Source organism: Alteromonas macleodii, from assembly GCF_903772925.1.
GTDB classification, from domain to species: domain Bacteria; phylum Pseudomonadota; class Gammaproteobacteria; order Enterobacterales; family Alteromonadaceae; genus Alteromonas; species Alteromonas macleodii_A.
On the sequence record NZ_LR812090.1, the window covers coordinates 2,086,186 to 2,111,023 of the forward strand.

At 44.3% G+C, this 24,838-nt stretch carries 27 protein-coding genes; 5 read left to right on the top strand and 22 right to left on the bottom strand.

Annotation, left to right across the window (positions count from 1 at the left end):
* Positions 1-361: 361 nt before the first annotated feature.
* Positions 362-580 (bottom strand): cold shock domain-containing protein CspD, encoded by a 219-nt coding sequence (gene cspD, locus PCAR9_RS08980; RefSeq protein WP_014949330.1) that lies wholly within the window; start codon positions 578-580, stop codon positions 362-364.
* A gap of 245 nt (positions 581-825) precedes the next feature.
* Here cspD and clpS point away from each other — a divergent pair, with 245 nt between their 5' ends.
* Positions 826-1,146 (top strand): ATP-dependent Clp protease adapter ClpS, encoded by a 321-nt coding sequence (clpS, locus tag PCAR9_RS08985; protein ID WP_118495106.1) that lies wholly within the window; start codon positions 826-828, stop codon positions 1,144-1,146.
* A gap of 24 nt (positions 1,147-1,170) precedes the next feature.
* Positions 1,171-3,447, top strand: a complete 2,277-nt coding sequence (clpA, locus tag PCAR9_RS08990; RefSeq protein ID WP_179983302.1) for an ATP-dependent Clp protease ATP-binding subunit ClpA — start codon at positions 1,171-1,173, stop codon at positions 3,445-3,447.
* A 162-nt stretch (positions 3,448-3,609) separates the two neighbouring features.
* Here the strand turns inward: clpA and infA are convergent, their stop codons facing one another.
* From infA to trxB, 4 genes are all read right to left on the bottom strand, one after another.
* Positions 3,610-3,828, bottom strand: coding sequence for a translation initiation factor IF-1 (gene infA, locus PCAR9_RS08995; RefSeq protein WP_008844395.1), 219 nt, complete (start codon positions 3,826-3,828; stop codon positions 3,610-3,612).
* 75 nt (positions 3,829-3,903) lie between these two features.
* The gene (locus tag PCAR9_RS09000; RefSeq protein ID WP_179983303.1) at positions 3,904-4,626 is read right to left on the bottom strand and encodes an arginyltransferase; all 723 of its coding nucleotides are present in this window, start codon (positions 4,624-4,626) and stop codon (positions 3,904-3,906) included.
* The gene (aat, locus tag PCAR9_RS09005; protein WP_179983304.1) at positions 4,623-5,369 is read right to left on the bottom strand and encodes a leucyl/phenylalanyl-tRNA--protein transferase; all 747 of its coding nucleotides are present in this window, start codon (positions 5,367-5,369) and stop codon (positions 4,623-4,625) included. Before aat ends, PCAR9_RS09000 begins: the two co-directional genes overlap by 4 nt.
* A 51-nt stretch (positions 5,370-5,420) precedes the next feature.
* The gene (trxB, locus tag PCAR9_RS09010) at positions 5,421-6,386 is read right to left on the bottom strand and encodes a thioredoxin-disulfide reductase (RefSeq protein ID WP_118495102.1); all 966 of its coding nucleotides are present in this window, start codon (positions 6,384-6,386) and stop codon (positions 5,421-5,423) included.
* Between the two features lie 586 nt (positions 6,387-6,972).
* On the opposite strand from trxB, the gene yfbV reads away from it, so the two are divergent.
* Positions 6,973-7,422, top strand: a complete 450-nt coding sequence (gene yfbV, locus PCAR9_RS09015) for a terminus macrodomain insulation protein YfbV (protein ID WP_179983305.1) — start codon at positions 6,973-6,975, stop codon at positions 7,420-7,422.
* An 86-nt stretch (positions 7,423-7,508) separates the two neighbouring features.
* On the opposite strand, the gene PCAR9_RS09020 is transcribed toward yfbV, so the two are convergent.
* The 3 genes from PCAR9_RS09020 to PCAR9_RS09030 all read right to left on the bottom strand — a co-directional run bounded on the left by PCAR9_RS09020 (position 7,509) and on the right by PCAR9_RS09030 (position 10,313).
* Positions 7,509-8,000: a SprT family zinc-dependent metalloprotease gene (locus PCAR9_RS09020; RefSeq protein ID WP_332066660.1), complete on the bottom strand. Its 492-nt coding sequence runs from the start codon at positions 7,998-8,000 to the stop codon at positions 7,509-7,511.
* A gap of 66 nt (positions 8,001-8,066) precedes the next feature.
* Positions 8,067-9,932, bottom strand: a complete 1,866-nt coding sequence (sppA, locus tag PCAR9_RS09025) for a signal peptide peptidase SppA (RefSeq protein WP_179983306.1) — start codon at positions 9,930-9,932, stop codon at positions 8,067-8,069.
* 195 nt (positions 9,933-10,127) lie between these two features.
* The gene (locus tag PCAR9_RS09030; RefSeq protein ID WP_179983307.1) at positions 10,128-10,313 is read right to left on the bottom strand and encodes a hypothetical protein; all 186 of its coding nucleotides are present in this window, start codon (positions 10,311-10,313) and stop codon (positions 10,128-10,130) included.
* 44 nt (positions 10,314-10,357) lie between these two features.
* On the opposite strand from PCAR9_RS09030, the gene PCAR9_RS09035 reads away from it, so the two are divergent.
* Together PCAR9_RS09035 and PCAR9_RS09040 are read left to right on the top strand one after the other, a co-directional pair.
* Positions 10,358-10,969 carry an HvfX family Cu-binding RiPP maturation protein gene (locus tag PCAR9_RS09035; protein ID WP_179983308.1) on the top strand — a complete coding sequence of 204 codons (612 nt, stop codon included), beginning with the start codon at positions 10,358-10,360 and terminating at the stop codon, positions 10,967-10,969.
* Positions 10,970-11,166: 197 nt separating this feature from the next.
* A complete protein-coding gene (locus PCAR9_RS09040) occupies positions 11,167-11,718 on the top strand; it encodes an NAD(P)H nitroreductase (RefSeq protein ID WP_179983309.1) in 552 nt (183 codons plus the stop codon).
* A 118-nt stretch (positions 11,719-11,836) separates the two neighbouring features.
* On the opposite strand, the gene PCAR9_RS09045 is transcribed toward PCAR9_RS09040, so the two are convergent.
* The 14 genes from PCAR9_RS09045 to PCAR9_RS09110 form a co-directional block, all read right to left on the bottom strand.
* A complete protein-coding gene (locus PCAR9_RS09045; protein ID WP_179983310.1) occupies positions 11,837-12,676 on the bottom strand; it encodes a DUF2797 domain-containing protein in 840 nt (279 codons plus the stop codon).
* Positions 12,677-12,766: 90 nt separating this feature from the next.
* Positions 12,767-13,774, bottom strand: coding sequence for an asparaginase (gene ansA / locus PCAR9_RS09050; RefSeq protein ID WP_179983311.1), 1,008 nt, complete (start codon positions 13,772-13,774; stop codon positions 12,767-12,769).
* A gap of 139 nt (positions 13,775-13,913) precedes the next feature.
* A complete protein-coding gene (lipA, locus tag PCAR9_RS09055; RefSeq protein WP_179983312.1) occupies positions 13,914-14,876 on the bottom strand; it encodes a lipoyl synthase in 963 nt (320 codons plus the stop codon).
* Positions 14,869-15,453: a lipoyl(octanoyl) transferase LipB gene (gene lipB / locus PCAR9_RS09060; RefSeq protein ID WP_420000790.1), complete on the bottom strand. Its 585-nt coding sequence runs from the start codon at positions 15,451-15,453 to the stop codon at positions 14,869-14,871. Before lipB ends, lipA begins: the two co-directional genes overlap by 8 nt.
* An 87-nt stretch (positions 15,454-15,540) precedes the next feature.
* The gene (gene ybeD, locus PCAR9_RS09065) at positions 15,541-15,804 is read right to left on the bottom strand and encodes a DUF493 family protein YbeD (protein ID WP_179983314.1); all 264 of its coding nucleotides are present in this window, start codon (positions 15,802-15,804) and stop codon (positions 15,541-15,543) included.
* A gap of 101 nt (positions 15,805-15,905) precedes the next feature.
* On the bottom strand, positions 15,906-17,090 hold the full coding sequence (locus PCAR9_RS09070; protein ID WP_179983315.1) for a D-alanyl-D-alanine carboxypeptidase family protein: 1,185 nt from the start codon (positions 17,088-17,090) through the stop codon (positions 15,906-15,908).
* 410 nt (positions 17,091-17,500) lie between these two features.
* Positions 17,501-18,508: a septal ring lytic transglycosylase RlpA family protein gene (locus PCAR9_RS09075; RefSeq protein ID WP_179983316.1), complete on the bottom strand. Its 1,008-nt coding sequence runs from the start codon at positions 18,506-18,508 to the stop codon at positions 17,501-17,503.
* Positions 18,509-18,513: 5 nt separating this feature from the next.
* On the bottom strand, positions 18,514-19,629 hold the full coding sequence (rodA, locus tag PCAR9_RS09080; protein ID WP_179983317.1) for a rod shape-determining protein RodA: 1,116 nt from the start codon (positions 19,627-19,629) through the stop codon (positions 18,514-18,516).
* Complete coding sequence (mrdA, locus tag PCAR9_RS09085) at positions 19,626-21,542, bottom strand: penicillin-binding protein 2 (RefSeq protein ID WP_179983318.1); 1,917 nt, start codon at positions 21,540-21,542, stop codon at positions 19,626-19,628. The genes rodA and mrdA overlap by 4 nt, the downstream gene beginning before the upstream one ends.
* 30 nt (positions 21,543-21,572) lie before the next feature.
* Complete coding sequence (rlmH, locus tag PCAR9_RS09090; protein ID WP_179983319.1) at positions 21,573-22,043, bottom strand: 23S rRNA (pseudouridine(1915)-N(3))-methyltransferase RlmH; 471 nt, start codon at positions 22,041-22,043, stop codon at positions 21,573-21,575.
* Between the two features lie 114 nt (positions 22,044-22,157).
* Positions 22,158-22,478, bottom strand: a complete 321-nt coding sequence (rsfS, locus tag PCAR9_RS09095; RefSeq protein ID WP_118495087.1) for a ribosome silencing factor — start codon at positions 22,476-22,478, stop codon at positions 22,158-22,160.
* A gap of 17 nt (positions 22,479-22,495) precedes the next feature.
* On the bottom strand, positions 22,496-23,197 hold the full coding sequence (gene nadD, locus PCAR9_RS09100) for a nicotinate (nicotinamide) nucleotide adenylyltransferase (RefSeq protein ID WP_179983320.1): 702 nt from the start codon (positions 23,195-23,197) through the stop codon (positions 22,496-22,498).
* Between the two features lie 57 nt (positions 23,198-23,254).
* Complete coding sequence (holA, locus tag PCAR9_RS09105; RefSeq protein ID WP_179983321.1) at positions 23,255-24,283, bottom strand: DNA polymerase III subunit delta; 1,029 nt, start codon at positions 24,281-24,283, stop codon at positions 23,255-23,257.
* Positions 24,284-24,307: 24 nt separating this feature from the next.
* Positions 24,308-24,835 carry an LPS-assembly lipoprotein LptE gene (locus PCAR9_RS09110; RefSeq protein ID WP_179983322.1) on the bottom strand — a complete coding sequence of 176 codons (528 nt, stop codon included), beginning with the start codon at positions 24,833-24,835 and terminating at the stop codon, positions 24,308-24,310.
* Positions 24,836-24,838: the final 3 nt, after the last annotated feature.

Below are 24,838 nucleotides of genomic sequence, written 5' to 3' on the forward strand. Positions count from 1 at the left end.
TAGCAGGATAAGGAAATGCTAAGTCAGTGAAATTAAAAAGACGCTGAACGGCGAAATGAGAAAGGAATGCCGATTAAAACGAAACATGAAAGCACTTAAATAAAAAACAACAGCGTTAGCGGTTTTTAAGCATTAGCTCCCACACACTACTTCTAGGATATCGTTAATCTTAAAAATTTATAATAAAACAGAAAAGAGAGGTGTAGGTTCTAGGAAAAAGGTTTGAGAATACTGTATTAGAAGATTTAAAGACGACGAAATACGTGACGCCCAATAGCGCCCATCTCACGTTAACGTAGCAAAAACTTACAGCGAAAAAATCAAAAGCCCGACGCAAGGGTCAGGCTTTTTAAATTCTTTATTAACGCTCTGGTTCTTCTTTGAAGCCAATGTTCTCAGCGTGAAGACCTTTAGGGCCCTGCTGAACTTCGAACGTTACTTCCTGACCTGCTTTTAGCGAACGATAGCCTTCCATTTGAATCGTAGAGTAATGTGCGAAAATATCTTCACCACCATCCTCAGGCACGATAAATCCAAAACCCTTTGCGTTGTTAAACCATTTAACTTTGCCAACCGCCATACTTCGACTTCCTCTTAATCCTTGAACTCACGAGTATCTGCCCCCATTATAGATCCGGAGACACGGTGGAAAGAGTATTGACTGTAGAAACTTTAAAGTGACTGCTTTAGAGTGACAAACGTGCAATACTCAAAACCACTATACAAAATGTAGATTTTTTAACCATATTATGTCAAGGGCAAATGTGAATAAATTTATACAAAAGTTTGTACACATATGTGCCGGTATACCACTATTATTAAGTTATGAGTAAAGACAACGCTATTAGTATCGAAAAGGAAAAACAAAAAGACGCGCAGCGACAAAAGCCGCAGCCGCCTCCCATGTATAAAGTGTTGTTGAACAATGACGACTATACACCGATGGATTTTGTCATTGAGGTACTCAAAAAGTTTTTCAATATGGACGATGAGAAAGCCAACCAACTTATGCTGACCGTTCATTATCAAGGAAAAGCCGTGTGTGGCATTTTTACTGCTGAGATAGCAGAGACAAAAGTGATGCAGGTTAATCAGTACGCACGCAAGCATCAGCATCCGCTGATGTGCACGATGGAGCAAGCATAAGGTTTTTTGTAGAGGGCGAGCAATATGTTAAATAAAGAATTAGAACAAACGTTAAACGATGCGTTTGTATTTGCCAGAGAGCACCGTCACGAGTTTATGACGGTTGAGCACTTGTTGTTGGCATTGCTTGATAACTCAGCTGCTCGCGACGCGCTCAAGGCTTGTGGTGCCGATATTGAGGCAATCAAAAGCGAACTCCTATCGTTTGTTAAAGATACCACGCCACTTATCTTAGATGACCAGTTAAACGAACGGGAAACACAGCCGACGCTAGGCTTCCAGCGTGTGCTACAGCGTGCGGTATTTCACGTGCAGTCGTCAGGCAAAGACGAAGTAACTGGCGCCAATGTACTAGTTGCTATTTTCAGCGAACAAGAATCGCAAGCCGTTTATATCCTTAAAAAATCTGATGTTACTCGCTTAGACGTTGTGAATTTTATTAGTCACGGCGTTAGTAAGGCGGACGACGATGAGCCCGTTAACCCAGAAGCATCTGAAGAAGGTGAATCAAGTGAAGAGGGCGGTTCTGCATTAAGCAAGTATGCTACTGATTTAAATCGTCACGCTAAAGATGGCAAAATTGACCCGCTCATCGGCCGCGATTCAGAGGTAGAACGCACAATTCAAATTCTGTGTCGTCGCCGTAAAAACAATCCGTTGCTTGTGGGAGAGGCAGGTGTAGGTAAAACTGCAATTGCGGAAGGCCTAGCTTATAGGATTGTAAACAATGACGTGCCTGAAGTTATCGCAGAAAGTACAGTGTATTCACTTGATTTGGGCGGGCTGCTAGCTGGCACCAAATATCGTGGTGACTTTGAAAAACGTTTAAAAGCGATTTTGAAAGAGCTTGGCAAAGACAAACACGCAATTTTGTTCATTGACGAAATACATACCATCATTGGTGCCGGCGCGGCGTCAGGTGGCGTAATGGACGCGTCTAACTTGCTTAAACCTAAACTATCTAGCGGTGAACTTCGCTGCATTGGTTCGACTACTTATCAAGAGTACCAGGGAATCTTTGAAAAAGATCGCGCCCTTGCTCGTCGCTTCCAAAAAGTAGATGTGACTGAGCCAAGTGTGAGCGACACTACCAAAATACTACTTGGGCTTAAGAGTCGTTATGAAGAGCACCACAATGTGCGCTTTACACAAAAGGCGATTCAAGCGGCCGCTGAACTGTCAGCTAAATACATTAATGAGCGTCATCTTCCAGATAAAGCTATTGATGTTATGGACGAAGCCGGCGCGAGCCAGCGTCTGTTGCCACCGTCAAAACGCAAGAAAACAATCAATGTAGGCGATATTGAGCAAATTATTGCAAAAATGGCGCGTATTCCTGAGAAATCTGTATCGGCTTCTGACAAAGAAGTTCTTAAGAACCTAGGCCGCAACCTTAAGATGGTTGTGTTCGGTCAGGATAAAGCCATAGAGACGCTGAATGACGCTATTTTGTTATCGCGCTCAGGTTTAGGCAATGAAGCAAAACCTATTGGTAGTTTCTTGTTTGCTGGCCCTACCGGGGTGGGTAAAACAGAGGTAACACAACAATTGGCGAAAACCATGGGCGTAGAGCTAGTGCGTTTTGACATGTCTGAGTACATGGAACGCCATGCCGTTAGTCGCCTTATTGGTGCTCCTCCAGGTTACGTAGGTTTTGACCAAGGTGGTTTGTTAACAGACGCGGTAATAAAGAATCCGTACTCTGTTGTGCTTTTAGATGAGATTGAGAAAGCGCATAGCGATATATACAACATACTCCTTCAAGTCATGGATCACGGCACGCTGACTGATAACAACGGCCGTAAAGTAGACTTCAGAAATGTTGTGTTGGTAATGACCACCAACGCAGGTGTGCAGGAAACGGTGCGTAAGTCTATTGGCTTTAAACAGCAAGACCACAGCCACGATGCAATGTCTGAAATAAACAAGGTGTTTACCCCTGAGTTTAGAAACCGTCTCGATGGCATTATTTGGTTTAATCACCTTGATCCAGAGATTATTCTACAAGTGGTTGATAAATTCATTATCGAGCTTCAGGCACAGCTTGACGTTAAAGGTGTGTCGCTAGAGGTAACCAGCGCTGCGCGAGCTTACATGGCCGAGAAGGGCTATGACAAAGCGATGGGCGCACGTCCTATGGCTCGGGTTATTAAAGACGACCTTAAGAAGGAGCTTGCGAATGAATTGTTATTCGGTGAGCTATCTAAAGGCGGAAATGTGAAAGTAGATTGTGTTGATGATAAGCTTACCTTCGAATACTCAGGCGTTGATGCTAAGTCTGAAGAAGCAGAACCAAGCTAGAACAGCACATTAATACTGAGCAGTGACCTAGCGTAGCGTTAGGCAATACAACTGACGTTGTTTACCTAGCGCTACAGTTTCTTTTTGACACTGTAACCACTAGATACGAAAAAGCCCGATATTAATCGGGCTTTTTTTATGCGTTACCGCTTAAATGGCTCATTATCTTGCGCGATAAATGATACGACCTTTGGTCAAATCATAAGGAGTCATCTCAACAGTGACCTTATCGCCAGTAAGAATACGGATATAGTTCTTACGCATTTTACCAGAGATGTGTGCAGTCACTACGTGACCGTTTTCTAGTTCAACGCGGAACATAGTGTTAGGTAGTGTGTCCAACACAGTACCTTCCATTTCAATACAATCTTCTTTTGCCATGTAAAGCAGTTACCTCAGTAATTCAAAATTTTTGCCGCGCAGACCTTACCCAATCTTGGGTTCGGTGTAAAGCAATTAAGTGTCTATTTTACTATTTTTGCTAAATAGATGCCATTCATTGTCACTAAACTGCTCAAATGGCAAAAATTTATGTTTGTAAGACATTTTTTTACAGCCATCTACGTAGTACCCCAGATAGACGTATCGATGGCCTAAATCCTTCGCTTGCTCAATTTGCATCAATATCATCCAGGTGCCCAAAGAGGCTGAACTATAGTCGGGGTCAAAAAACGTGTAAAGCGCAGAAAGTGCCCCCATGTGTTCGTTGGCATCGACGATATCAGTGACGGCTACAGCAATAAGCTTGTCGCCATCATAGGCCTCTAAATAATGGGTTGTCATCCACTCACACAATACGAAATTATCAAACTGTGTTTTAGATGGCGGGTACATACTCCCATCTGCATGGCGCTCTGTAATATAGCGCTCATATAGGGGGTAGTAAGTCGATTTGGTTTTATCAACGAGTTTTACACTAAACCCTTTATTATTTTTAAGTAGTCGCTTCTGACTACGAGAAGGTGCGAAATCGTGGACCGGTATTCGCACAGATTTACACGCGTGGCAGGCAGGGCAGTGGGGGCGATAAATTTGCTCGCCGCTTCTACGAAAGCCCGCTTGTATTAATTGCGAATATCGCCACGCCTGAAAATCATTATTTTCGGCGTACACTAACAACTGCTCTTGCTCATCAGGCAAATAGCTACATGAAAATGATTGCGTTATACCAAACTTCACGGAGTAATCACTCTTGGCTTCCAACGATTAAGGTAGTCTTCAGACAGCCTACCGTCTTCAGTTAAAGTGTGGTTGTTATTTTCCAGTTTTTCAATAAAGTTTTCGCGAGGCAACACGGTAGCGCCCAGTGATGACAAGTGATCAGTGGGAAGCTGGCAATCGATAAACGCCATATTTTGAGATTTCATATGTTCGACCAAGGCCAACATGGCAAGCTTAGATGTATTGCTTTCAACGTGGAACATAGACTCGCCGCAATAAATTTTTCCAATTCCCACGCCATACAGCCCGCCAACTAGCGAATCTCCATTCCATACTTCTACCGAGTGCGCTAAACCCAAACCATTAAGCTGCCGATAGGCGTCAATCATGTCGTAGGTAATCCAGGTTTCGCTGTTCAATTCACCCGTATTAGGGTTCTTACGAGGTGTTGATGAACAAGCTTCTATCACACGGTCGAACGCATGATTTAAAGTTACTTGATACTTTCTCTTACGAGCGAGCTTCTTAAGGCTTTTCGAAGCAACAAAGTTGTCGAGTTCGATAATGGCTCTTGGGTCAGGTGACCACCACAACAAAGGTTCGTCGTCGCTAAACCAAGGGAATATTCCTTGCGAATAAGCTGAAAATAAACGGGCTGGGCTGAGATCGCCACCAAACGCTAACAGGCCGTTGGGGTCTTCCAATGCGGTATCGACAGAAGGGAAGGGAGCGCCTTCTTCTATGTAGTGTAACGCTATCATAATTCAGCCAGAAAAAAGCCCCACAGAATTGTAGGGCTTAGGTATAGAGTATTAACCTTGCTCAGGCATGGTACCGTCTAGGTACTTTTCGGCGTCTAACGCAGCCATACAGCCAGTTCCAGCTGATGTAATAGCTTGACGATAAATGTGGTCGCTCACATCACCCGCGGCAAATACACCTTCAACGCTAGTTTGAGTTGCGTTTCCGTTAGTTCCACTATTCACTACGATATAGCCATCTTTCATTTCTAGCTGGCCATCGAAGATATCAGTGTTTGGCTTGTGGCCGATAGCCACGAAAAGACCCATTACGTCAATCTCTTCCGTCGCCTCACTGTTGGTATCTTTGATGCGAACTTTGGTTACGCCCATCTCATCACCAAGCACTTCATCAAGGGTACGATTTAGGTGAAGGACCACGTTGCCATTCTCAGCTTTTTCGCGAAGACGCTTCTCTAGAATTTTTTCGCTTCTAAAGCTGTCTCTTCTATGGATAACGTGGACTTCTGAAGCAATGTTCGAAAGGTATAGTGCTTCTTCAACAGCCGTGTTACCACCACCTATAACCGCTACTTTTTGGTTGCGGTAGAAGAAACCGTCACAGGTTGCACAGGCAGATACACCTTTACCCATAAAGGCTTGTTCTGACTCTAGGCCTAGGTATTTAGCAGAGGCACCTGTTGCAATAATTAATGCGTCACAGGTATACGTACCACTGTCACCATAAAGAGTGAAAGGGCGCTTTGAAAAATCAGTTTTGTTGATATGATCGAAAATAATTTCGGTATCAAACTTTTCTGCATGCTTTTGCATACGAACCATGAGATCAGGACCTGTAAGTCCTTCTGGATCGCCCGGCCAGTTTTCTACTTCAGTGGTGGTAGTAAGCTGTCCGCCTTGTTGAATACCAGTTAACAATACAGGTTCAAGGTTTGCACGTGCAGCGTAAACCGCCGCTGAATAACCCGCAGGGCCTGAACCTAAGATAAGTAGACGGACGTGTCTGCTTTCTGCCATTTTCCTCTCCAAATAATTCACCCGTTATGGGTTACTTATAAAATTCTCTTAGAAAGCTAGGTAGGGGCGAAAATTCGTAAATCAAGCTCAATACCCAGTTACTTTTATTATAGTAATCTGCCAGCGCATGATCTGCAGGTCGTCAGTTAGTTGTGTTAACAAAAGTAACAACTAAGCCATACAAGACTATGTTCAGGCTAAAGCGCTATATGATGCCTTCAAGTGCTAAAAATGTCACTTAAAGATAGGCTCAATTTATACCTTTTAATTATTACGATGCTTTTAACTTTGTAGTACCTTTTAAGCATGACCGCTGAATTTATGCGCCGAAGGCATCTAAAAAGTAAGCCAGAACGTAACTAGAGCACAGTGGGGGCGCAGAAGCGCTTTACAGCGGCTTCGACAAAACTTAATTACCCAAATCGTTATCTTATTTGATAAAATGTTTTGCGTCGCGGGTTCCTCATAGGAGGCGCCGCATTCAAAGCAAAAAAAGAAAACGAGTAAAAATTACGCAACTAAATTGTAATAGATAAAAAGCAGTTTACAATTTAACTATACCTATCTGAGAACGAAGAGGTGAACCATGTCTCAATCAGTAATGACAATGTTGAAAAACGGTCAGCAGTACATGAAGACATGGCCTGTGAGAAAAGAGCTTTACGCTTTTTTCCCAGAATGCAGAGTAGTAGCAGCCACCAAGTTTGCTATTAAGACTATGCCGCCGGTTGCTATGTTGTCATGTGCGCTTTTATATCAAAACTTAGGTACAGACTATCTCCCCCAAACTATTACGATAGGTGCTTTTTTCTTGAGTTTACCTATGCAGGGTTTGCTATGGTTAGGGCATCGCTCAGATCAATATCTTCCACCACAGCTAAAAAGCTGGTATCAGGAAATTCATTCTAAAATGCGTACGCAGGGAGTGAATATCAGTAATGCTAAGTCAAAGCCTAAATATAAGGAGCTGGCTCAGCTACTTAAAACGGCCTTTAACGATCTAGATAACGCATTCACTAAACACTGGTTTAATTAAAAGCCACCTGTTGTTTCAAAACTCCCGTAGCCTACTAATAGTAGTCTAGCTACTAGGCCAACTTTTATTCTATAAATGGAGAGCGTTTAGGCGGCTCTTAGCAATGCCTGACATTTTCGACACTTATACTGTGCGCCTTTCAAAATATTATTGTGTCTGCGCGTAGATAACGCGTATGTGTCGCAGTCGCAAACATATTGGAAGGTTTTTGTCACCCGTTTTACATCAAACTGATGGGTGGCTGCAGGTGTACGGTTAAAAACACTATGCATAACCGATTGCCATTCTCTGCCATGGGGTTGAACCTTTCCAAATAACGTCCATACCAGTAAATGACTTACTTCATGAGGTATCACGTCATTTATGAAGGCCTCGACATTTTCTTTGAAAAGAAGAGGGTGAAAGTTTAGGCGGTTTTGCTGCAAAAACGCCGTTCCGGCATTCCTACCTGAACGTCTAAACGTAATGGTTGGGCGTTCAAACTTACGGTTAAAGTAACGCTCTGCTTGTTCAAAACAATAAAAAACAGCGTCGGTAATTACGCGACGCTGTTCTTTATTTAAATCATTTGAAGCGATGTTTCTGCCTCACTCTATGTCTTTGCGTAGTTAACTGTATCTAATGTTAACTGTATTTATTATTAGCTACTCGACATCACAAGGTAAACAAAGCACGTAGGTTCCTTTAGGGTCGTTCAGCTTATTAACTAAACTAAACTCTTTAAGTACGCGCTTAAACTCGTTAACGAGTGACGAGTCGGCGTGAGCAAACTGCCACTTTCCTACGAACGTCATGGCTTGACCGAAAAATTCTTTCCAGAAAATTTCCTGTGCGGTCAACGTGCGCTGTACATAGAAGGTGTCATAGTTCTCAAGTTCTGCAATCTCTGCGGCGGCAGCGACAGCGTCATCAAGTGTTCCTAACTGGTCAACTAGACCTAGCTCAATTGCATCTTCACCAATCCATACGCGACCTTGTGCAACGCTATCCACTTCCTCAACCGACATACCACGAGCGTTAGACACTAGCGATAGGAAGTTACCGTATGTGTTTTCAACGTTACGCTGAAGAATTTGACCAAACTCTGGAGCAAGAGGGCGTACAGTTGAAAAACCAGCAAGTTCTGTTGAGCCTACACCGTCACTGTGAATGCCCAAATAATCAAGCGAGTTTTCGTATGTCATGAACATACCGAATACGCCGATAGAGCCTGTAATAGTGCTTGGGCTTGCAATAATCTTGTCGGTGCTTGCCGCTATCCAGTAACCACCAGATGCTGCGTAAGTGCTCATAGACGCAATAACAGGCTTACCTGCTTGTTGAAGCTGTAGAACTTCCTGGCGAATGATTTCAGAGGCAAAAGCACTGCCACCGGGTGAGTCGATTTGAAGGACAACGGCTTTAACGTTGTCATCTAAGCGCGCTTTTCTCAATAGACGAGCGGTACTGTCTCCGCCTATAGTGCCAGCTTTTTGATTGCCGTCTAAAATTGTACCTTTAGCAACGACGATAGCCACTTTATCCATGTCTGACTCAACGACAGGCATAGGAGGATTAACCACTTTCAGATAAGATTTAAACGTAGTGAGGTTTACACCCTGCTCGTTATCACCTTCGCCCACTAATTCGGTTAACTCTAGCCTTACTTCCTCGCGAGTTTTCAACGCATCAACCCAGTTGTTGTCAAGCGCATACTGGGCGAAGTCACCACCGGCCGCTTCAAATTTTGCTAATAGGCCTTGAAGTGTTTCATCGAAATTTGCTTCATCAATACCGCGAGCGGCTGCAACGTCAGCTTTATACTGTGCCCAATAGCCGTCTAACCATTGCTTTTCAGCTTCTTTAGCTTCCTCAGACATATCATTTCGCATAATCGGCTCAACGGCAGATTTATACGTTCCTACACGGAAGATATGGGTTGTTACTTTCAGCTTTTCCAACATGTCTTTGAAGTACATGCCGTAGCGACCGTAACCTTCAAACATTAATCCACCCATTGGGTTTAGGTAGATGTTGTCTGCGTGGGCTGCCAAGTAGTATTGGTCTTGCGAGAAGTAATCGCCAATGGCGTAAACGGGTTTTCCTGATTCTTTAAATGCATCGATAGCGTTCGCGACAGTGCGCAGTTTATCTAAACCGCCTCCGGTTAACCCGTGAAGGTCAAGTACTAGGGCTTTAATGCGTCGGTCTTTCTTGGCATTCTCTAAAACCTTCATAACATCGCGAACGAGTACTTCCGGGTTTTCGGGCTCGCTACCAAGCGATTCCTGCAAAAACTGTTCAAATGGGTCGATACTTTCCTTTTCAATAACTAGCTTACCGTTCAAGGTAAGATACAACGCGCTATCTTTATTTACTGATAACGGCTCATCGCCCTGACCGGCAATGGCGATAATCAACCCAACAAAAATAACAATGAATATCACATTAAAGAAAAGTTTGCGGGTGAAGTTAAGCACCGTCCACAAGCCAATAAACAAGGATTTAGTCCAATTTCCTTTGGCTGCCATTTTTATCACTACCTTTTTTGAATTAACTAATCAGAGCAAGATGAAACAGGTGTATCAAGCCCAATGTACTGCATCCTATTATGTTACCTAAATCGAGTAAGATCGCTAACTTAATTGTAATTTTTTGTAAGCGCTTTTGGTTTGTGTGACGGCAACGGAGAAATTTAGATTAAAAACAGCGGTGGTTAGTGTAGGTCACGGGTTTGTTTCATCCTGCGCTAGCCATTTACTAATTAACTTAGCTATGCGCGCATGATCTTCCTCGCTCATTAGCATGAGAAGCTTTCCGTTACGCGCTTTGTAGTTTGTTTTTTCTTGGCCTTTTCGCATTATTCGAGAGAAGGGGGATGGCTTATCTTTGCGAGGTGAAATTTTTTTCATAAAGCGCCGTTCTTATGTTCTAAGCACCCCGGATAGGTAAAACAATGACACACCTCTATCAACAATTTGTTACACGGCTTCAATTAGCCGACGGTATCCCATTACTTCTATTGCGCCTATATTTAGCCCCTGTAATGATACAGGCAGGATGGAACAAAGCATCTAGTTTCGACAGTATAGTCGATTGGTTTGGAAACGACGATTACGGCCTTGGATTACCTATGCCACTGGTCATGGCATTTCTGGCTACAGCGGCTGAGCTAGTAGGTGGTATTTTGTTGTTGTTTGGCGCTTTAACGCGATTGGTTAGTATACCTCTTATGATAACAATGGTCGTCGCCATGGTAAGCGTGCATGCGGAAAATGGATGGCTAGCCATAGCGGACGCTTCGTCTTGGTTAGCAGATGGTACTATTTTATTGAACGAGAGCATTATGGCTGCACCGGAAAAGCTGTCGGCCGCTAAGTCGTTGCTACAAGAGCACGGTCACTATGACTGGCTAACCTCAAGCGGCAACTTTGTTGTACTCAATAACGGTATCGAGTTCGCGGCCACCTATTTCGTTATGTTGTTAGTATTGTTCATTTATGGTGGCGGTCGTTTTTTCAGTGTGGACTACTATTTAGGAAAAATGTTTAGCCGCAAAATGGATTAGTTTTACGGTTATTTATACTCAAGACATTCACGTTAAAAGGCCGGAATTTTCTGGTCTTTTTTGTTTATCAGCCGTAGGATCTACCACATAGTACAGGTATGCTTTTTATCTCTGTCATACCATTTTAATTACGCGCTAGCATATGGGCCAACAACCATATGAGCCAACAACCATATGAGTGAAAAGTAGGGACGTAAATGGACGCATTAACATTATTACTTAATAGAAGCTCTCAGCCTCGGCTGGAAGCACCTGCGCCAAGTGGTGATGCCTTGGAAAATATCATGCAGGCAGCCCTTCGAGCACCAGACCACGCGTGCTTAACGCCGTGGCGTTTCATTGTATGTACAGGTAAGGGCCTAGATAAACTGGGTGCCCTATATGAGCAGTCAGCGATAAAAAATGAAAAGACGCAAAAGGAAATTGAGCGTGCAGTTCAACTCCCGAAGCGCGCGCCTATGATAATTGTTGCTATTGCAAAACACAAAGAACACGAAAAAGTGCCCCGTGTTGAGCAAATTGCTTCTGCAAGCTGTGGTGTTATGGCCATGCAAATGGCTGCAGTTGCACAGGGATTTAATGGAATGTGGCGTACTGGTGGCTATGCGCACTGTGAAACAGTGAGAAACGGGTTAGGTTTAAGCGAAGAGGATGAACTAGTGGGTTTCTTATATCTAGGAACGCCGGCGTTTGAACCCGCACCTAAGCCGCAAAGAAATAGTGATGACTACTTTGAATATTGGCAGTAAGTGTTAGTTTTCTCGCTAAGTCATCACAGTAAACGATATCCATAGCTAGCTGTTGACAATACGGGTCTGTTGTTGCTATTAACTAACAACAGACCCAACAACAGATCTGACAGACGTTTTAAAACGATAGATTTACGTTGTAGCCCGCGAACTTTCTTATATTGATAACGCGGTCACCGTCTAGCATCCAATACTGACCTTTAACCCCCTGCAACACGCCGCTAAACGACGGGTCCTTATCAAGATTCAAAGATTTTATCTTAATTGGGTATTCTTCTACCGGGTAGTGAATATCGTGTATCGGCGTAGACACTTCTGAAACGGCTTGAAGACCTTTCTCTTTTTTAAGCGCCTCTAAATCATTTTCAATTTTGCTCATCAGCTCTGATTTAACCTGCTCTAAGTCGACCTCATCGGGCTTTCCTTTAAGCATGGTGCGCCAATTAGTTTTGTCGGCAATATGGTCTTTGCATAAGGTTTCAACTAAACCACTTGTCAGCCTGTCAGGCACGCGCAACATAACAGTAGCCTGTGTTGCACCTTGGTCCATCCAGCGTGTAGATACGCCGTCTGTGACTTGACGGGTAATACCTACTTTTACGGTACCTGTATTTGCTAAGTAAACAAAGTGTTCGCTAAAGCAATGTTCTTCGCCCCATTGAGGCTCTCTACACGTACCCTCGTGGTAGTGGCACTTTTCTGGTTTAATAATACAACTGTCGCATTGAGCAAGTGAAATTAGGCAGGGGTAGCAATACCCTTGGTTAAAACTTTTCTTAGTTTTACGATTACAATGAACACAGTTAATCTCACCGGAAAAAGTAACGGACACCTCTTTACCGATAAGTTCGTTGATATCCAGTAATGCATCGCCAATAGGCAGTGTGTAGTTAACCTTGTTATTTTCGTCAGCAGAGGTACGCATCTTTTTCAGCATACCTGAATAGTTTGTTGTCACTTTTTAAACCTTTACTCTTTGAAATCTTTCTTACTTGGCACTATTGCTAAGTTTTAAATAGAGCCTTCAGCGTTAACCTTTTATGTAAGCTTAGTCGCTTAATTCGCCACGCAGATTTTGCGTTAGCAACTTACAGACATCTTCAAAAGGAAGCCCTTTACTTAACAAATAGTGCAGTTTGGCAAGAGCGGCTTCAGGGGTCATATCACTACCTGACAAGACGCCCACTTCTTGCAAACCGTGTCCTGTTGCATAACCCCCCATATTCACGCGACCTCGCATACATTGGGTGCAATTTAAAACCGGTATCTCACGAGATTTAGCGTATTTAAGCTGTGCAATAAGCTCAGGGTTCTGGGGGGCATTCCCCACGCCGTAGCTAAGTAAGATTAGTGCATTTACAGGCTGCTGCAGGGTGTTTTTAATTACCTCTGGTGCTATGCCTGGGTATAAACTCACCATGCCGATAGGCTGTGCCGACACGTTAGATACGGTTAAGTTGTTTGTGGGCGCTTTTGCGAGTTCTCCTGCCTTAAGGCGGATATTAATGCCAGCCTCCAATAGAGGAGGGAAGTTAGGAGAGTCGAATGCGCTAAACCCGTCTGCATCAACTTTACGGCTTCGGTTACCACGTAAAAGTCGGTTATTAAAGAAAAGCCCGACCTCAGCGATAGGAAAGTTCGCGGCTACAAATAACGCATTGAGTAAGTTAACTTGGCCGTCAGAACGAAGCTCAGCTAAAGGGATTTGTGACCCAGTCACTATTACTGGCTTAGACAAGTCCTCTAACATAAAGCTTAGCGCTGAGGCCGTGTAAGCCATTGTGTCAGTGCCATGCAATATAATGAAGCCGTCATACTTGTCGTAGTTATTGGCGATATCATCGGCAATACGCTGCCAATCCGTGGGATCCATATCTGAAGAATCAATGAGATTGTCGTATTCATGGAGCGTAAAAAGGGGCATCTCCGAACGATGAAACTCAGGCATATTTTTAAGCGTGTCTGACAGGAAGCCGGCGGCTGGAACGTAGCCTTGTTTAGATGGCTTCATACCAATTGTTCCGCCTGTATAGGCGATATAAATATGTTTGCGCATGAAAATGCTCTTACCCTTCAAAGCCCTTGAAAAAAAGGTACTGCGTATTTTGAGGGCATTCTAACAATACCTGTGGGTTTGTCACTCAGAAATAGGGGCAAAAAAAAGCGGTGAAGACCACCGCTTTATGTCACATTTTTTATTTTACTTCCTTGCCCGCTGCCTGTTGGTCGGCGTGGTAGCTAGAGCGAACCATAGGGCCGCATGCTGCATGAGTGAAGCCGATCTCTTTAGCATAGTCACCTAGAGCATCGAACTCTTTCGGGTGAACATAACGTTTAACCGGGTAGTGGTGACGGCTTGGCTGGAGGTATTGACCTAAAGTAAGCATATCTACATCGTGTGCACGTAAGTCATCAAGTACACCTTGAATCTCTTCGTTTTCTTCACCCATTCCCATCATAAGACCTGACTTAGTCATAACATCTGGGTGCTGTGCTTTGAACTTTTTAAGTAAGTCCAGTGACCACTGATAGTTTGCACCTGGACGACACTCGCGGTATAAGCGCGGAATGGTTTCAAGGTTGTGGTTAAATACGTCGGGTACGCCGTTTTTGAAAATCTCAAGCGCACGGTCCATACGGCCACGGAAATCAGGGACTAACACTTCAATGGTTGTCGAAGGGCTGTGTTCGCGAATTGCGTTTATGCAGTCTACGAAATGTTGTGCTCCGCCATCGCGAAGGTCATCGCGGTCAACCGAAGTGATCACCACATAACGCAGATTCATTTCAGCGATGGTTTTGGCGAGTTTTTCAGGCTCTTCTGCACTTGGCGGAAGCGGCTTACCATGGGCTACGTCGCAGAATGGGCATCGACGGGTACAAATATCACCTAAAATCATGAAGGTGGCGGTACCGTGATTAAAACACTCTGCTAGGTTAGGGCAGCTTGCTTCTTCACACACAGAGTGAAGATTGTTTTTGCGCAGGGTTTTCTTAATGTGGTCAATTTTCTCGGTAGTGCGAGGAAGTTTGATTTTGATCCACTCAGGCTTGCGCAGCATTTCTTCCTTTTCTGTAGGAATAATGGTGACGGGTATGTGTTTTACTTTTTCATCATCGCGAAGTTTTACCCCCGCTTGAGGTCGTGCGTTACTCATCAAAACCTTCTTTATATGTTGGCTGTGCAAGGGAAAGCGCTTCTAGCAACAGGTGCGTTAATTCCTTACCAGCGGTTTCAAGTGTCGTTGGACCATTAAGGCGCGCGGTATCGATCATTTCCATACCGGCGTAACCACATGGGTTGATACGCTGAAACGGTGATAGGTCCATATTAACATTTAAAGCCAAACCGTGAAACGAGCAGCCATTACGTATTCTTAAACCTAGCGAACAGACTTTCTTCTCGTCGACGTATACCCCAGGCGCGTCGGGCTTTGGATAGGCCTTTACATCATACTTGGCAAGTAGTCCGACCACTGCTTCTTCCATTGCAGTGACTAAATGACGCACGCCTAGCTTGCGGCGCTTTATGTTAAGCATCAAATAAATGACTTGCTGGCCTGGACCATGGTAGGTAACTTGACCGCCACGGTCTACCTGAACCACGGGTATATCGCCAGGCATCAGTATGTGCTCAGCTTTACCCGCTTGCCCTTGAGTAAATACCGCATCGTGTTCCACAAGCCAAATTTCATCAGTTGTATTCTGGTCGCGCTCATCAGTAAAGCGTTTCATCGCTTCAAAGATTGGCGCATAAGGCTGACGACCTAGTTGACGTACAATAACGCCATCTACGGTAGCCGATGTCGACTGCTCATTCACTTAAAGTACAACCCTAACAAGCTCTAATTTAGCTAACTCAGTGTAAATGGTTTCCATATGCTCTTTACTGGTAACACGCACGCTAACAGACACCGAGTGGTAAGTACCTTTACTGCTTGGTTTCACCGTAGGTGAATAGTCGCCAGGTGCATGCTTTTGAAGACATCCTACTACTTGTTCTGGTAGGTCTTCGTGGGCAACGCCCATTACTTTAAAGGTTTGGTTTGTTGGAAAATCTAGTAGTTCGTCGAAACGGGTATCCATGCGATATCCTTGGTACTTAAAATATCATATAAAAAAACGGCCAGATTGTAACAAATCTGGCCGCTTCACAACTAGCTTTTTAACGTTTTCAGTATGGTAACTTACTCGTCGTCAAAACCTAGCTGAAGCATAATGTAGTCTTTAGCGCGGTTAAAGAAGCTGCCTTCTTTTACTTCTTGAAGTGTTACCAAAGGGTAACTCGCTACGTCTTCACCATCTAGCTGCAGGTAAAGTTTCCCAACAACTTGGCCTTTTGCAAGCGGCGCTTCTAGCTTGTCGTCAAGCTCAAAGTTAGCTTCTAAGTTTGCCGCCTGACCGCGCGGAATAGTAATGGGGGTAGATTGATTAATTCCAAGGTCTACGGTTTCTCTATCACCCATGTAGATACGGTGCGCTACAAAACTATGACCAGCTTCATATGGCGTTAGTGTTTCGTAAAAACGGAAGCCGTATTTAAGCAGCTTTTTGTTTTCAACTTTACGCGCACGTTCGCTGTCTGTACCCATAACCACTGAGATTAGGCGCATTCCACCTTGTTCCGCTGAAGTGATTAAGCTGTAACCCGCGTCAGACGTGTGGCCAGTCTTGATACCGTCAACGTTTAAGCTTTTATCCCATAATAGGCTGTTGCGGTTGTATTGCTTAATACCGTTGTAGGTAAATTCTTTTTCGCTGTAAATTTTGTACATTTCTGGTGTCTCAGCAATAAGCGCGCGAGACAACACAGCCATGTCACGTGGTGTAGTGTAGTGGTCTGGGTCGTGCAAGCCGTGTGCGTTTACCCAGTGAGAACTTGTCATACCAAGTGATGCTGAGTGAGCATTCATCATGCTAGCAAACGCAGACTCAGAGCCCGCTACGTGTTCGGCCATTGCAACACAGGCATCGTTTCCTGATTGCACCACGATACCGCGAAGTAAATCACTTACAGAAACCTGTGTTCCTACTTCGATGAACATTTTTGATGAATCTGGGAATTTCTTCGCCCATGCATTTTCAGAAATAGTGACTTCATCGTCCAGACTAATGTTGCCCGCTTGAAGCTCTTTACCAATGACATAAATCGTCATTATTTTGGTTAAGCTTGCTGGTGCAAGCTGCATATCTGCGTTTTTTGACGCAATAACGTTACCGGTTTCATAGTCGGTAAGTAAAAAACCTTCTGCAGCTACAGTGGGGGCTGGCGGTGTCACTACAGCAGCGTTAGCTGTGTGCAGTAATGTCCCCATCACCAAAAAGGCAAATGAAAGTAATGACGGTTTAGCGCGTTGAATTATTCTGAGCATGGTTCTAATTTCTTTGACCGTTTATCCGTGTGAGTTAAAGCTTACCCTGTTATTGCGATAACCGCGAAGCGAATACCTTAAAACATGGCTACCCAATTTTAGCTTTTGTCCAGTTCGTAACCGAACTCTGACTATTTACCCATATTTTCTTTGGGCAGTACGAGATCTTAACGAAAGGCTGCTTATAAGACTAGGTTTTATCAAAAAAGTTTAAGGGATAGTAGGGATAAGACGAAGAAACCGTGATATTGCCTGCTGAATGACACAAAGCTGCCACAATGTCGTTGATTTTATGAGCGGGAATAAGCTGGCAAGACAACAAGCTTATATTTTTATGCGGGGGCGCAACCTTCTATGGGTATGTATATCTCCGTACAAAAAAGCTGTGAGATTGAGTACTCGGTAACTGCTTATAGCGTTTGTGTAATTGCGTAAGCGTTAGGGTAACCGTTTTGCTTTAATTGCTCGAGCACCTCTGCCACAACAGCTTCGTCGTGAATAGGCCCAAGCTGGAGTTTATAAATGTTATCAGCTACCGGCAGGTGAGCGGGAATTTGATACAAGGCCGATAGTACGTTGGAAATAGACTTTGCCTTTTCAGCGTTTGAGAGCGCTGCAACTTGTATATAGACAGCATCGGCAACGGTATTGCTGCTAGGTTTAGTTGCTGTTTTATCAGCTTTTGCTGGGTCAAGAGGGGGCTTAGGCGACGTACTGGCTATCTCTCGAGGAGGAGTTACAGCTATGCCTAAGTACTCATCGTAGGTCACCGTTGGGTTATTGCCTACCGTGACATTGTTTTGTTCGTCAAAATGAATAACTTCCAATTTAACTTTTGCAGTGCCTTTACTGTGATAGCCAAGTTTCACTGCGGCGGCGTATGATAAATCTATAATCCTATTATCATGAAAAGGACCGCGGTCGTTAACACGAACTATGGCTTGCTTGTTGTTTTCTAAATTAGTAACGCGTACATAAGATGGAAGCGGCAATGTTTTATGAGCGGCGCTCATAGCAAACATGTTGTAGGTTTCACCGTTTGAGGTTAAATGACCATGAAACTTCTGGCCGTACCAACTTGCATAGCCTACCTCTTCATAGCCTTTACCGCTATTCATAGGCGTATAGTGTTTGCCCAATACTTTATATGGCCTGCTGTTGAACATGCGATAGGCTTCGTATTTGGGGACCGCGTCTAATGTTTCAGGCTTTTTTGCAACATGTTTTGGTGCAGAATCTTGCTGTTGAGTGTATCGGCTAGACTGAGAAGGCGCGCTTTGACAACCAGCTAACAAGATGGCGGTAAATACAGCCGCGCCGCAACGCATAAAGTGTTTACGCGCAAATGCGTTTGGTAAGCTTGCTTGAAATGCGCTTACATTAACTAAATCAAGTACCGAGAAAAGGCGTTGAAACATACAAGTTATCTAGACATTAAACGTTTTTGAGTGGCAATGGCCATAAGAATGCCAAAACCTGCCATCAAAGTCACCATAGATGTTCCACCAAAACTCACTAAGGGTAAGGGGACGCCTACCACTGGGAGTAATCCTGAAACCATGCCCATGTTGACAAATACATAAACGAAAAAGGTAAGCGTGATACTACCGCCGAGTAGTTTCGCATAAGCATCTTGTGCGCGACTTGAGATAATCAGTCCGCGCATAATGATAAAAATATAAATTGCCATTAAGCACATGACACCCGTAAGACCAAATTCTTCGCTAAATACAGAAAAAATAAAGTCGGTATGGCGTTCTGGCAAAAACTCTAACTGAGATTGGGTACCCTGTAGCCAGCCTTTACCGTCAACCCCGCCTGAACCAATGGCAATTTTAGATTGAATAATGTGGTAGCCAGAACCGAGAGGGTCACTTTCTGGGTTCAAGAAGGTAAGAACTCGTTGTTTCTGATAATCTTTCATTAAGAAAAACCACATAACAGGCGTAAAGGCACCAATAAGACCGCCGACGATAGAAATAAGTCGCCAACTCATTCCGGCCAGAAATATGGCAAAAATCCCCGAGCTTGCTATCAGCAGTGAAGTTCCTAAATCGGGTTGCTTAGCAATCAGGATGGTGGGCACAACCACCAGGCCAAAACCAACAATGATATGCGTGGTGCGTGGCGGCATGGTGAATTTACTGATATACCACGCTACCATCATAGGTACGGCAAGCTTCATTAATTCAGAAGGCTGAAAACGAATAAAGCCTAGATCGAGCCAGCGCTGTGCGCCCTTACCCATGTCGCCAAACAGCAGTACGGCTATAAGCATTAATAGGCCAGCAGCATAGGCATAGGTTGAGAAAAACCTAAACACGCCTAAAGGGGCTTGGGCTAGAGCGAACATGACGATAAAACTAAATCCCAGCCTAATAAACTGGCGCTCCATTTGCTCTATATCCTGTCCAGACGCAGAATAGAGCGTAAATAGTCCAACACAACTTAGTACGAGCAGACCAACCAGTAGCCAGCCATCAATGTGAATTCGCTGAAGAAAGCTTATCTTATTAGGGTTTATCGTGGTTCGCTTCACTGGTTTGCCCCTAATTTATTCTCACTACTTGCTGTATTAACGTCGGCAGTTTCAAAAACACGGTCTCGAAAGTAAAAGTCCATGATTTGACGCGCGACAGGCGCCGCGTTCTTACTACCACCACCTACGTTTTCAAGTACCACAGTTACCGATATTTCTGGGTCATCAAAAGGTGCAAAACCTACGTACATGGCGTTGTCGCGAAGGCGCTCGTCTATTTTACTGGCGTCGTATTCTTCATTTTGTCCAACCGTAAAGAGCTGCGCTGTACCTGTTTTACCCGCTGAATCATATGGCGTATCTGCAAACGCATGGCGTGCTCCGCCTTCATCGCCACTTACCACATCGCGCATGGCGTTTAATACCACGTCTAAATTTTCACGGTTTTTAATCTCTATAGGCCGAAGCGACTTAAGTGGGATAAGGTCTACAGAGCTATCTGTATTCATATAGCCACGAATAATCTGAGGGATATAGCGTTCGCCGGCATTAATTAACGTGTTAACTGATGTGTTTAATTGCACAGGGGTAGTGGTCCAGTAACTTTGGCCTATACCGACAGGTATAGTGTCGCCAATGTACCAAGGCTGATTGAATCGTGCGCGCTTCCAACCTCGGCTTGGCATATTCGCGTCAGATTCTTCATAAAGATCGATGCCGGTAAAATCTCCGAAGCCGAATTCATACATAGACTCACTAATTTTATCGATCCCTAATTTATAGGCCAGTTCGTAGTAGTAGGTGTCACAAGACACCTCAATGGCTTTCGAGACATCTACTTTACCATGGCCCCATCGACGCCAGTCACGCCACACATGAGATACATTAGGTAATTTATAGCGACCCGTATCGTTAACCGTATAGTCTTTTGTAATAACGCCTTCTTCAAGACCAACAAAACCTAAATGAGGCTTGATGGTAGAAGCAGGAGGGTATTGACCTTGAGTAGCACGGTTAATAAGTGGCCGGTCGGGTGAATTCAACAGCGCGGAATAATTTTTACTGCTGATACCGTGCACGAATAAGTTCGGGTCGTAGCTGGGGTTAGAATATAGGGCGAGCACGCCGCCGGTTTTAACATCGGTTACGACTACTGCGCCGCGCATACCTTCTATTATTCGCTGAGCTTCTAACTGAAGCTCTAAATCTAAGTTAAGTACGATGTCTTTGCCCGGCGTTGGCGGTTCAACACTCAGCACACGAATGATACGACCCTGATTGTTTACTTCAACCTGCTGATAGCCGACTTTACCGTGCAGTAATTCTTCGTGGTATTTCTCAATACCTAATTTGCCAATGTCATGAGTTGCCGCATAATTATCTTCTTGTCCTGCTTCAACAAGCTTTTGCAAGTCGCGTTTATTAATACGTGCCACATAACCGAGGGCGTGGGTGAGGGTTTCTTTGTACGGATAATGTCTAGCTAGACGGGCTTCAATTTGTACGCCCGGAAATTTGTGTTTGCTGGCAGAAAAAAGCGCGACTTCCTCTTCGCTTAATTGTGTGCGAAGGGCTACGGGTTTAAATCGACGGGTACCCTTAAGCGTTGACTGAAAGCGCTCTAACTCATCGCTTGTGATGTCCATTAATTCGGTTAGATCAGCAAGGGTCTGGTCAATATCATCGACCTGTTCGGGAATGACTTCTAAGCTAAAAACCGGGCGGTTTTCCGCTAAAAGTACACCATTTCGGTCGTAAATAAGACCGCGGTTTGGTGCTATGGGTAAAACTTTTATTCGATTACCGTTAGAGCGGGTTTGGTAATCTTCAAATTGGGTAACCTGTAAAGAATAAAGGTTGTTTAGCACAATGCCCAACATGGCTACAACGATAATAAAAGCGATAGTCGCGCGGCGAGCGAACAAGTTCGCCTCAGCAGAATGATCGCGAATTGCTTGTCGTTTTCGAGGCATTGACTTCCTTTGCATTAGTGTAGCGATTTCTTATTCACGGTGGTACGGGTGATTTTGCGTGACCGACCATGCGCGGTATAGGCTTTCGGTAAGAATAATTCGAACAAGAGGGTGGGGGAGCGTAAGGGCTGATAAGGACCATTTCTGTTCCGACGCCGCGATACACTCAGGCGCCAATCCTTCAGGCCCGCCGATAAGAAGGCTTACATCGCGCCCGTCCATTTTCCAATTGTTGAGTTGTTTAGCCAGTGTAGGGGTGTCCCAAGGCTTGCCCGTTACTTCTAAGGTAACAACGCGGTTTCCTTTAGGAATAGCAGCCAGCATTTGCTCGCCTTCTTTCTCTAAAATGCGCTTTATATCGGCGTTCTTACCCCGTTTACCAGCGGGAATTTCAGTAAATGACACCGGCATATCGTTGGGAAATCGACGAATAAATTCTTCAACGCCTGTGTTAACCCAGCCTGGCATCTTTGTTCCGACCGCCACAATTTGTATACGCACTTAATGTACCCTTACCGCAGGAATTAGTTTTTCTCTTATACAATAAAGGCCATACGCTAATGAGGTATGGCCTTTATCGACCGTGTAGCTATGTATTTCTAGCCGGCGTCTAAATTACTGCGCCCACAGTTTTTCTAACTGGTAGAAGTCACGGGTTTCGTCCTGCATAACGTGCAAGATAACATCACCAAAATCAACAAGAACCCATTCACCTGTTTCTTTACCTTCCACACTCCCAGGAGCATGACCGGCATTTTTTGCTTCAACCATTACGTTTTCAGCAATAGAAGATACGTGGCGTTTAGAGTTACCCGAACAAATGATCATGGTATCTGTAATCGTTGATTTGCCGCGAACGTCTAGTTCGATAACATCACGGCCTTTCATGTCGTCAATTTTGTCTTTAACAAACTGTTTGAGCTGTTGACTCTCCAAGAGCTTTCCTCACTTACTTAACTTTTATATAACTGATGTTCGTTTATGTAGGCTAATACGCTTTCTTCTAGCCAAGACTCGGCAGAAGTAGCCTTTAAAGCGTTTGGCGCATTCGCTTCGTAAGACGTGGCAGCACCTGCTAGTACGTCACGAATTTCAGTAGATGAAACACTAAACAGCGGTGTGTTGGTTAACACTACATGGCCTGCAGGCTTTGCGTGAATAACATTTATATCGTTAGCCACATGACAATCTAACCAAGCTTGTATTGCGGGAGGCGGCGAAAATTCTTCGTCGTCTCTGCGCATAACCACTAAGTGACAGTAATCGAGCAGGTCTTCCCACTCGTACCATTTATCCAGATTATACAGTGAATCTGCGCCAATGAAAAAACAGATTGTATCATTGCTTTTTTCTCTCAACGCTCGCAGTGTTTTTACCGTGTAAGAGGGTGACGGAAGCGTCAGTTCAATTAACTCTGGAATAAGTCTGTCATTGTTTTGGGCACAAAGTTCAATCATTCTTACCCGGTGGGTTTCTGAAACGCCTACCGACTTATGGGGGGCTAATTTGCACGGCATTAGATAAACGCGCTCAATACCCACTTCATCAGCGGCCTTCAATGCAGCACCAATATGACCTTTATGTGGTGGGTTAAAAGTACCGCCTAGGATAGCTTTTACGTGTTGGTTTGATTGAGAAGAGCGTGATTGACTCACTAGTTTATTTACCTTGTCCGAACCTTGTCTATACCTTGTTCATACTTTATATGGCTTTTACGCTTGTAACAGCGGGATTTCACGGAGATCTATGCCCATGAACATCATGCAAAGGTGACACATTTCAACATAGGGCCGGGCAATTACATTTTGTTTAAATGCATGATCAGCTCGCGTTAGTGCTTTTTGTATGTCTTCGAGCTGTGCAAGGCTCAAACGATTTAATGCACTTTGATAGAAACCTTGCCTATTGCGCCATATACCAAACTTTTGCCACTGTATAGGTGTGCCGCTTTGCTGAGCTAGTTTTAGTTTCCATAGCTGCTCCCATTCACGCACAAGCGCCCAGATAATAATGTTTGGCTCTAGACCTTCGCTTTCTAATCGATAGAGCATTTTGATACAGCGAGTGCTGTCACCGCTAAGCATTACGTCAACCAGTTGGAACACGTTAAAGCGCGATTGGTCCACCATAGCCTGCTCAATTTGCTCATCTGATATAGATTGCTGCGGATAGAGCAGCGCGAGCTTGTCAATTTCCTGCTTGGCGGCCAGCATGTTGCCTTCACAAAAATCGGCAATCATTTTGGCGCCTGACGCGGTCACGGAAAGCTGATGGGCGTTGAGCTGTTGATTCAACCACGCGTTTAGCTGCTTACCTTCCAACGGATAGCAAAGTACCGATACGCCCAGTTCATCAAGAACCTTAAACCATTTGCCGCGCTGTACGTCTTTACCTATTTTGGGGCCGTGAACGAGCAACAGAATATCGGGGCCTAAAGACGCCGCGACTTCTTGCAGCATTTTGCTGCCTTCAGTGCCGGGCTTTCCTGTGGGTAGCTCTAATTCAATAAACTGCTGGCTAGAAAAAAGCGACATGCTTTGCGTAGCTTCAATTAACTGGTTCCAGTTAAAGCCTGTCTCAGCAACAAGCACAGTGCGCTCTTCAAAACCATTAGCCTTTGCTTTAGCGCGAATTTGCTCAATAACATCAAATTTTTGTTGTGGCTCGTCTCCAAACACCAAATAGCATGGACGTAATGCCTTTGAAATATCTTGGCTAAATTGGTTTGGATAAATTTGCATGAAAAATTCTGATGTATATTTGATTTATAATGACGATACGTTAGGCGCAGCAACTGCCTGACTAGAAAGGCGTCTAATCATAATATCTGCTGCCTCGTTGCGCATTTCGCTTAACATTAGTTCAAGTTCACGAGACTTTGCCAACACTTGGTCCGGATCGTCTTGATAGTCACGTACCACTTCAAATTGGGCCATCACCGCTTCTTTACCGGGAAATTGAACACGATAACGAACTACGTAAATAAGCTCGTACTCAGCAACTTGTCCCGACGGATAAACAGACAGCAGCTGGCGCTCTAATTTCTCTGGTAGCAAGTATATGCTTACGTGTTGATTAGAGCGGGTTGCTTTATCCACGTTAACACTGGATAAACCATAAACGTTAAGGCGTTTATCGAGCGCACGCGCAAGGGGCGCGTGTGCTCGAGCACTTTCAATGGCAACCGTGTTAATGTCGTCAGGTAGGCTAGGGCTGCTTCGCAAATGAAAACCACAGCCTGTAACCCAAACGGTAGCCAACACAGCGACTACAAATTGTAAGTGCTTTTTCATCAC

Excerpts from the sequence above, each read along its gene's own strand:
- trxB (WP_118495102.1), bottom strand. The coding sequence starts at position 6,386 with ATGGCAGAAAGCAGACACGTCCGTCTACTTATCTTAGGTTCAGGCCCT.
- holA (WP_179983321.1), bottom strand. The coding sequence starts at position 24,283 with ATGCAAATTTATCCAAACCAATTTAGCCAAGATATTTCAAAGGCATTA.
- PCAR9_RS09070 (WP_179983315.1), bottom strand. The coding sequence starts at position 17,090 with ATGCTCAGAATAATTCAACGCGCTAAACCGTCATTACTTTCATTTGCC.
- clpS (WP_118495106.1), top strand. The coding sequence starts at position 826 with ATGAGTAAAGACAACGCTATTAGTATCGAAAAGGAAAAACAAAAAGAC.
- lipB (WP_420000790.1), bottom strand. The coding sequence starts at position 15,453 with ATGAAACGCTTTACTGATGAGCGCGACCAGAATACAACTGATGAAATT.
- PCAR9_RS09075 (WP_179983316.1), bottom strand. The coding sequence starts at position 18,508 with ATGTTTCAACGCCTTTTCTCGGTACTTGATTTAGTTAATGTAAGCGCA.
- sppA (WP_179983306.1), bottom strand. The coding sequence starts at position 9,932 with ATGGCAGCCAAAGGAAATTGGACTAAATCCTTGTTTATTGGCTTGTGG.
- mrdA (WP_179983318.1), bottom strand. The coding sequence starts at position 21,542 with ATGCCTCGAAAACGACAAGCAATTCGCGATCATTCTGCTGAGGCGAAC.
- infA (WP_008844395.1), bottom strand. The coding sequence starts at position 3,828 with ATGGCAAAAGAAGATTGTATTGAAATGGAAGGTACTGTGTTGGACACA.
- clpA (WP_179983302.1), top strand. The coding sequence starts at position 1,171 with ATGTTAAATAAAGAATTAGAACAAACGTTAAACGATGCGTTTGTATTT.
- ybeD (WP_179983314.1), bottom strand. The coding sequence starts at position 15,804 with ATGGATACCCGTTTCGACGAACTACTAGATTTTCCAACAAACCAAACC.
- PCAR9_RS09035 (WP_179983308.1), top strand. The coding sequence starts at position 10,358 with ATGACACACCTCTATCAACAATTTGTTACACGGCTTCAATTAGCCGAC.
- PCAR9_RS09040 (WP_179983309.1), top strand. The coding sequence starts at position 11,167 with ATGGACGCATTAACATTATTACTTAATAGAAGCTCTCAGCCTCGGCTG.
- yfbV (WP_179983305.1), top strand. The coding sequence starts at position 6,973 with ATGTCTCAATCAGTAATGACAATGTTGAAAAACGGTCAGCAGTACATG.
- aat (WP_179983304.1), bottom strand. The coding sequence starts at position 5,369 with ATGATAGCGTTACACTACATAGAAGAAGGCGCTCCCTTCCCTTCTGTC.
- lipA (WP_179983312.1), bottom strand. The coding sequence starts at position 14,876 with ATGAGTAACGCACGACCTCAAGCGGGGGTAAAACTTCGCGATGATGAA.
- PCAR9_RS09030 (WP_179983307.1), bottom strand. The coding sequence starts at position 10,313 with ATGAAAAAAATTTCACCTCGCAAAGATAAGCCATCCCCCTTCTCTCGA.
- cspD (WP_014949330.1), bottom strand. The coding sequence starts at position 580 with ATGGCGGTTGGCAAAGTTAAATGGTTTAACAACGCAAAGGGTTTTGGA.
- ansA (WP_179983311.1), bottom strand. The coding sequence starts at position 13,774 with ATGCGCAAACATATTTATATCGCCTATACAGGCGGAACAATTGGTATG.
- PCAR9_RS09110 (WP_179983322.1), bottom strand. The coding sequence starts at position 24,835 with ATGAAAAAGCACTTACAATTTGTAGTCGCTGTGTTGGCTACCGTTTGG.